Source organism: Streptomyces sp. KLMMK (assembly GCF_036961605.1).
Lineage (GTDB): Bacteria > Actinomycetota > Actinomycetes > Streptomycetales > Streptomycetaceae > Streptomyces > Streptomyces telluris.
Genome location: NZ_JBAMDC010000352.1, coordinates 1 through 6,708, shown reverse-complemented (window position 1 = coordinate 6,708; position 6,708 = coordinate 1). Strand labels below are relative to the sequence as shown.

At 70.8% G+C, this 6,708-nt stretch carries 5 protein-coding genes; all 5 read left to right on the top strand.

Annotated elements, in window-relative coordinates; translation table 11 throughout:
• Positions 1–128: 128 nt before the first annotated feature.
• On the top strand, positions 129–1,088 hold the full coding sequence (locus tag V7793_RS30655) for an NADP-dependent oxidoreductase (RefSeq protein ID WP_336012664.1): 960 nt from the start codon (positions 129–131) through the stop codon (positions 1,086–1,088).
• Positions 1,089–1,368: 280 nt separating this feature from the next.
• Complete coding sequence (locus tag V7793_RS30650) at positions 1,369–3,303, top strand: acyl-CoA dehydrogenase family protein (protein WP_336012662.1); 1,935 nt, start codon at positions 1,369–1,371, stop codon at positions 3,301–3,303.
• Between the two features lie 235 nt (positions 3,304–3,538).
• Entirely contained in the window at positions 3,539–4,816 is a 1,278-nt protein-coding gene (gene dxr / locus V7793_RS30645) for a 1-deoxy-D-xylulose-5-phosphate reductoisomerase (protein WP_336012660.1), read from the top strand.
• Positions 4,813–6,114: a M50 family metallopeptidase gene (locus tag V7793_RS30640; RefSeq protein ID WP_336012656.1), complete on the top strand. Its 1,302-nt coding sequence runs from the start codon at positions 4,813–4,815 to the stop codon at positions 6,112–6,114. Before dxr ends, V7793_RS30640 begins: the two co-directional genes overlap by 4 nt.
• A 174-nt stretch (positions 6,115–6,288) precedes the next feature.
• Positions 6,289–6,708 (top strand): flavodoxin-dependent (E)-4-hydroxy-3-methylbut-2-enyl-diphosphate synthase (locus V7793_RS30635; protein WP_336012653.1); only part of this gene is annotated, 420 nt, incomplete at its 3' end.

The window sequence follows — 6,708 nt, the reverse complement described above, 5'->3', positions numbered from 1 at the left end:
CTGGCCCACCTCGCGCTCCCGTCTGGCCGGATCCTTCCGAACCATGGCAGTCAGGCCACTCGTTGACGTCCTCGATCTCCGGAAGTCTGGAGACACCGAAACGGGACGACCGCAAGGAGCGCACCGCCATGACCGCAGCACCCGCCCGCATGCACGCCATCCGCCAGGAGTCCGCCGGCGGCCCCGAGGTGCTGCGCCTGGTCGAGACCGACCGCCCCGTGCCGGGCCCCACCGAGATCCTGGTGCGGGTACGGGCGGCAGGGGTCAACCCGGTCGACTGGAAGACCCGGGCGCGCGGCTCCTACTACACGGGGGACATTCCGCCCTTCGGCCTCGGCTTCGACGTCTCGGGCGTGGTCGAGGCGGTCGGCGACGGCGTGACGCTGTACGCCCCGGGCGACGAGGTCTACGGCATGCCCCGCTTCCCGCACCCGGCGGGCGCCTACGCCGAGTACGTCGCCGCGCCCGCCCGGCATTTCGCCCCCAAGCCGCAGGGGCTCGACCACGTGCAGGCTGCCGGTCTGCCCCTCGCCGCGCTCACCGCGTGGCAGGCCATCGTGGACACCGTCCGCGTCACCGAGGGCCAGCGCGTGCTGATCCACGCGGCGGCGGGCGGCGTGGGCCACCTGGCCGTCCAGATCGCCAAGGCACGGGGCGCGTACGTCATCGGCACGGCCAGCGCCGCCAAGCACGACTTCCTGCGGGGCCTGGGAGCCGATGAGCTCATCGACTACCGCGAGCAGGACTTTGCCGAGGAGCTCGGCGACCTCGACGCCGTCGTGGAGTCCATCAGCGGCGACTACCCTGCCCGCTCCCTGCGCACCCTCCGCCCCGGAGGCACCCTCGTCTCGCTGCTCCCCCTGACGGAGCAGGTCCTCGCCGAGGCGCGAGAGCGCGGCATCCGCGCCGTGCGGATGATGGTCGAGCCCGACCTGGCGGGCCTGCGGGGCATCAGCGAGCTGGTCGAGTCCGGGCGGCTGCGCACCGAGATCGCGGCCGTTCTGCCGCTCTCCGAGGCCGGCAAGGCCCACGAGCTCGGCGAGACGGGCCACACCTCCGGGAAGATCGTGCTCACCGTCGGCAACTGACCGCCCGGCCAGGCAGCCCGCCCCATGCCGCTGCCCCGTGCGGCCCGCACGGTACGCGCGCGCCTGCGCCATCCGGAGTGATCGTCCACCCGCATGGGGCGGCCCTGCACTGACACCCGCATGGGGCCCTGCCCCCTACTCCCCACGGCGCTCCGGCTGCGCCTCGGGCCGGAACGTTGCGCGAGGTCTGGTAGATGCCGGGAGGATCGGGTACATACGGTCCAGTAGTACCGGTCGGTAGCCGACCGGGACGGCCCCGACTGAAGCGGCGAGGTGCCTCATGACCGCACCATCCGTACGACAGGTCTCCGAGCGCGAAGCACGCCAGGTCGCCGAAGCGGCCCGGGAGCAGGACTGGAAGAAGCCGAGCTTCGCCAAGGAACTCTTCCTCGGCCGGTTCCGCCTCGACCTGATCCACCCGCATCCGACGCCCGCCATGGAGGACGTACGGCGCGGCGAAGAGTTTCTTTCGAAGCTCCGCGACTTCTGCGAGACGCGCATCGACGCCGCCCGGATCGAGCGCGAGGCGAGGATCCCGGACGAGACGGTGAACGGGCTCAAGGAGCTCGGTGCCCTCGGCATGAAGATCGACACCAAGTACGGGGGCCTCGGGCTCACGTCGGTCTACTACAACAAGGCCCTCGCCGTCGTGGGCTCCGTCAGCCCCGCCGTCGGCGCGCTGCTCTCCGCCCACCAGTCCATCGGCGTGCCCCAGCCGCTCAAGCTCTTCGGCACCCAGCACCAGAAGGAGACCTTCCTGCCGCGGTGCGCCCGCACCGACATTTCGGCGTTCCTGCTCACCGAGCCGGACGTCGGCTCCGACCCTGCGCGCCTCGCCACCTCCGCGGTCCCCGACGGCGACGACTACATCCTCGACGGGGTCAAGCTCTGGACGACCAACGGGGTGGTCGCGGACCTGCTGGTCGTCATGGCGCGCGTCCCCAGGAGCGAAGGCCACAAGGGCGGCATCACGGCCTTCGTCGTCGAGGCCGCGGCAGAGGGCGTCACCGTCGAGCGCCGCAACGCCTTCATGGGCCTGCGGGGCATCGAGAACGGCGTCACCCGCTTCCACCAGGTGCGCGTTCCCGCCGCCAACCGCATCGGCCCGGAGGGCTCAGGGCTCAAGATCGCTCTGACGACGCTCAACACGGGGCGGCTGTCCATCCCCGCCATGTGCGTCGCCGGCGGCAAGTGGGCGCTGAAGATCGCCCGTGAGTGGTCCACGGCGCGCGAGCAGTGGGGCAAGTCCATCGCCGAGCACGAGGCGGTCGGATCGAAGATCGCCTTCATCGCGGCGACCACCTTCGCCCTGGAGGCCGTCCTCGACCTCTCCGGCCAGATGGCCGACGAGAACCGCAACGACATCCGCATCGAGGCCGCCCTCGCCAAGCTGTACGCCAGCGAGATGGCCTGGCTGATGACCGACGAACTCGTGCAGATCCGCGGAGGACGGGGCTACGAGAGCGCCGCGTCGCTCGCCGCACGGGGCGAGCGCGCCGTCCCCGCCGAGCAGATGCTGCGCGATGCGCGCATCAACCGCATCTTCGAGGGCTCCACGGAGATCATGCACCTGCTGATCGCCCGTGAGGCCGTGGACGCCCACCTCTCGGTCGCGGGCGACCTCATCGACCCGGACAAGTCCCTGGGCGACAAAGCCCGCGCAGGGGCCCGCGCAGGGGGCTTCTACGCCCGCTGGCTGCCCAAGCTGGTCACCGGCCCCGGGCAGCTCCCGCACACCTACGCGGAATTCCACCCCGCGGGTCACCGCGACCTCGCCACCCACCTGCGCTACGTCGAGCGCTCCTCGCGCAAACTCGCTCGCTCCACCTTCTACGCCATGTCGCGCTGGCAGGGCCGCATGGAGACCAAGCAGGGCTTCCTGGGCCGCATCGTGGACATCGGTGCTGAGCTCTTCGCGATGAGCGCGGCATGCGTCCGTGCGGAGCGGTCGCGGGCCGAAGGCGAGCACGGTGCGGAGGCGTACGAGCTCGCCGACGCCTTCTGCCGGCAGGCCAGGATCCGCACGGAGGAGCTCTTCGGGCGGTTGTGGACGAACACCGACGACCTCGACCGCAAGGTCGTCTCCGGAGTGATGTCCGGGGCGTACGAGTGGCTCGAGGCCGGCATCCTCGACCCCAGTGGCGACGGTCCCTGGATCGCGGACGCCGCCCCCGGCCCGGCCAAGACGGACAACGTCCACCGCCCCATCCGCTGAGCGCTGCCGCCCCGCCGCCCCCCCGCACGGCGCCGTCCGCTCCGTGCGGGGGCTCGCCGCCCCGTGCGGGGTAGCGCCGCGCCCCGTGCGGGGCAGCTTTCCGCCCCATGCAGGGAGGGGGAAGTTCTCCCGCCCCATGCAGGCCGTGGCCCCCACCCCCTGTCCACACCGCCCACCGAAGGCAGGACGGGGGCTCCCTGTCCGCTCTCCGGGCGGAAGACGCAACAATGAGTCCATGACGGACTCCCTCGCTGACCCGCATCTGCGCTACTCCGCCCCCACCGCCGCGGGCGAACCGCGCGAGATCGTGATCCTCGGTTCCACCGGCTCGATCGGGACCCAGGCCATCGACCTCGTGCTCCGCAACCCCGACAGGTTCCGGGTGACCGGCCTGTCGGCCGCCGGTGGCCGCGTGGGGCTCCTCGCCGAGCAGGCGCGGCAGTTGCGGGTGCGCACCGTCGCCGTCGCCCGGGCGGAGACGGTGCCCGCGCTGCGCGAGGCGCTGGCGGCGCTGTACGGGGCGGAGCCGCTGCCCGAGATCCTGGCGGGGCCCGAGGCGGCCACCGAGCTGGCGCGGAGCGAGTGCCACACCGTCCTGAACGGCATCACCGGCTCGATCGGCCTGGCGCCGACCCTGGCGGCCCTGGAGGCCGGCCGGACGCTCGCGCTGGCCAACAAGGAGTCGCTGATCGTCGGCGGCCCGCTGGTCAAGGCGCTCGCCAAGCCCGGCCAGATCATCCCCGTGGACTCCGAGCACGCCGCGCTCTTCCAGGCGCTGCTGGGCGGCACGCGCGCCGAGGTCCGCAAGCTGGTCGTCACGGCCTCGGGCGGGCCCTTCCGGGGCCGTACGAAGGCCGAGCTGGCCTCCGTGACCCGCGAGGACGCCCTCGCGCACCCGACCTGGTCCATGGGGCCGGTGATCACGATCAATTCCGCGACCCTGGTCAACAAGGGCCTGGAGGTCATCGAGGCGCACCTGCTGTACGACATCCCGTTCGAGCGCATCGAGGTCGTCGTCCACCCGCAGTCCTACGTCCACTCGATGGTGGAGTTCGTGGACGGCTCCACGCTGGCCCAGGCCACTCCGCCGGACATGCGAGGCCCCATCGCCATCGGCCTGGGCTGGCCGGAGCGGATCCCGGACGCAGCCCCGGCCTTCGACTGGTCCACGGCCTCCACCTGGGAGTTCTTCCCGCTCGACGAGGAGGCCTTCCCGTCGGTCGCCCTCGCTCGGCACGTCGGCGAGCTCGGGGGCACGGCGCCCGCCGTCTTCAACGCGGCCAACGAGGAGTGCGTCGACGCCTTCCTCGCGGGCGGGCTGCCGTTCAACGGGATTGTCGATACGGTCGCGGAGGTGGTGGCGGAACACGGCACGCCCACCACGGGAACCCGCCTCACCGTCGCGGACGTCTTGGAAGCGGAGGCCTGGGCACGCGCCCGGGCCCGTGAACTGGCAGCGCGGACGGCCCCGGCGGCCCGTACCGCGAAGGCGACCTCGGAGGCCCGCGCATGACGACACTGATGACGGTCCTCGGGATAGTCGTCTTCGTGGTGGGCCTGCTCTTCTCGATCGCCTGGCACGAGTTCGGCCACCTGTCGACCGCGAAGCTCTTCGGCATCCGCGTGCCGCAGTACATGGTCGGCTTCGGGCCGACGATCTTCTCGCGGAAGAAGGGCGAGACCGAGTACGGCATCAAGGCCATCCCGCTCGGCGGCTACATCCGCATGATCGGAATGTTCCCGCCCGGTGCGGACGGACGGATCTCCGCCCGCTCCACCTCGCCGTGGCGCGGCATGATCGAGGACGCCCGCTCGGCCGCCTTCGAGGAGCTCCAGCCCGGCGACGACTCCCGGCTCTTCTACACGCGCAAGCCGTGGAAGCGCGTCATCGTGATGTTCGCCGGGCCGTTCATGAACCTCGTCCTGGCCGTCGTGATCTTCCTCGGCGTGATGATGTCCTTCGGGATCAACACGCAGACCACGACCGTCTCCACCGTCTCCGACTGCGTCGTCGCGGCCAGCGCCCAGACGGACAAGTGCGGCAAGGGCAATCCGGACTCCCCGGCCAAGGCCGCCGGCCTCAAGCCGCGCGACAAGATCGTGGCGTTCAACGGGCACCGTACGGACGACTGGGCGACGCTCCAGAAGGAGATCCGCAAGACCACCGGCCCCGCCACGGTCACCGTCGAGCGGGACGGCGTCCGCAAGACCCTGAACGCGAACCTGATCTCCAACCAGGTCCAGAAGTACGACGGCAAGGGCGCGCCCATCAAGGGGCAGTACGTGACGGCCGGCTTCCTCGGCTTCGCGCCCGCCACGGGCGTCGTGCCGCAGACCTTCGGCCAGTCCGTCGACCGTATGGGCGACATGGTGCAGTCCGGCGTCGAGTCGCTGATCGCCCTGCCCAGCAAGATCCCCGACCTGTGGAACGCCGCCTTCGACGGCGGCGAGCGCAAGGCGGACTCCCCGATGGGCGTCGTCGGCGCGGCGCGGGTCGGCGGCGAGGTGTTCAACCTCGACATCCCGCCGTCGCAGCAGATCGCCACCATGCTCTTCCTGGTCGCGGGCTTCAACCTCTCGCTGTTCCTGTTCAACATGCTGCCCCTGCTGCCGCTGGACGGCGGGCACATCGCCGGGGCCCTGTGGGAGTCCGTGCGGCGCGCCTTCGCGAAGGTGTTCCGCCGCCCCGACCCCGGTCCGTTCGACGTGGCGAAGCTGATGCCGGTCGCCTATGTGGTGGCGGGAATCTTCATCTGCTTCACTCTTCTCGTCCTCATCGCGGACGTGGTGAATCCGGTTCGGCTCACTTAGCGCGATGTGTGGACAAACGCCCGTTTGTGGCGACCGGCCGCAGTCTGTGGCCGGTCGTCTGCGTTTGAGGGGTCTCCGCGGTGGGATGTGCTTCGAACGGATCGGGTGCCGTAATCTCGAAGCGGAGCCCGCCGATCTCGGGACCTTGATTCACACCTTGGGGTTGCTCGCCACATGACTGCGATTTCGCTTGGAATGCCTTCCGTTCCGATCAAGCTCGCCGACCGCCGGGTCAGCCGCAAGATCCAGGTCGGCTCCGTGGCCGTAGGAGGCGACGCACCCGTCTCGGTGCAGTCGATGACCACGACCAGAACGTCGGACATCGGCGCCACGCTCCAGCAGATCGCGGAGCTGACGGCGTCCGGCTGCCAGATCGTGCGGGTGGCCTGCCCCACGCAGGACGACGCGGACGCGCTCCCGGTCATCGCGAAGAAGTCGCAGATCCCGGTGATCGCGGACATCCACTTCCAGCCGAAGTACGTCTTCGCGGCGATCGACGCCGGCTGCGCGGCGGTCCGTGTGAACCCGGGCAACATCAAGCAGTTCGACGACAAGGTCAAGGAGATCGCCAAGGCGGCTTCCGACGCGGGCACC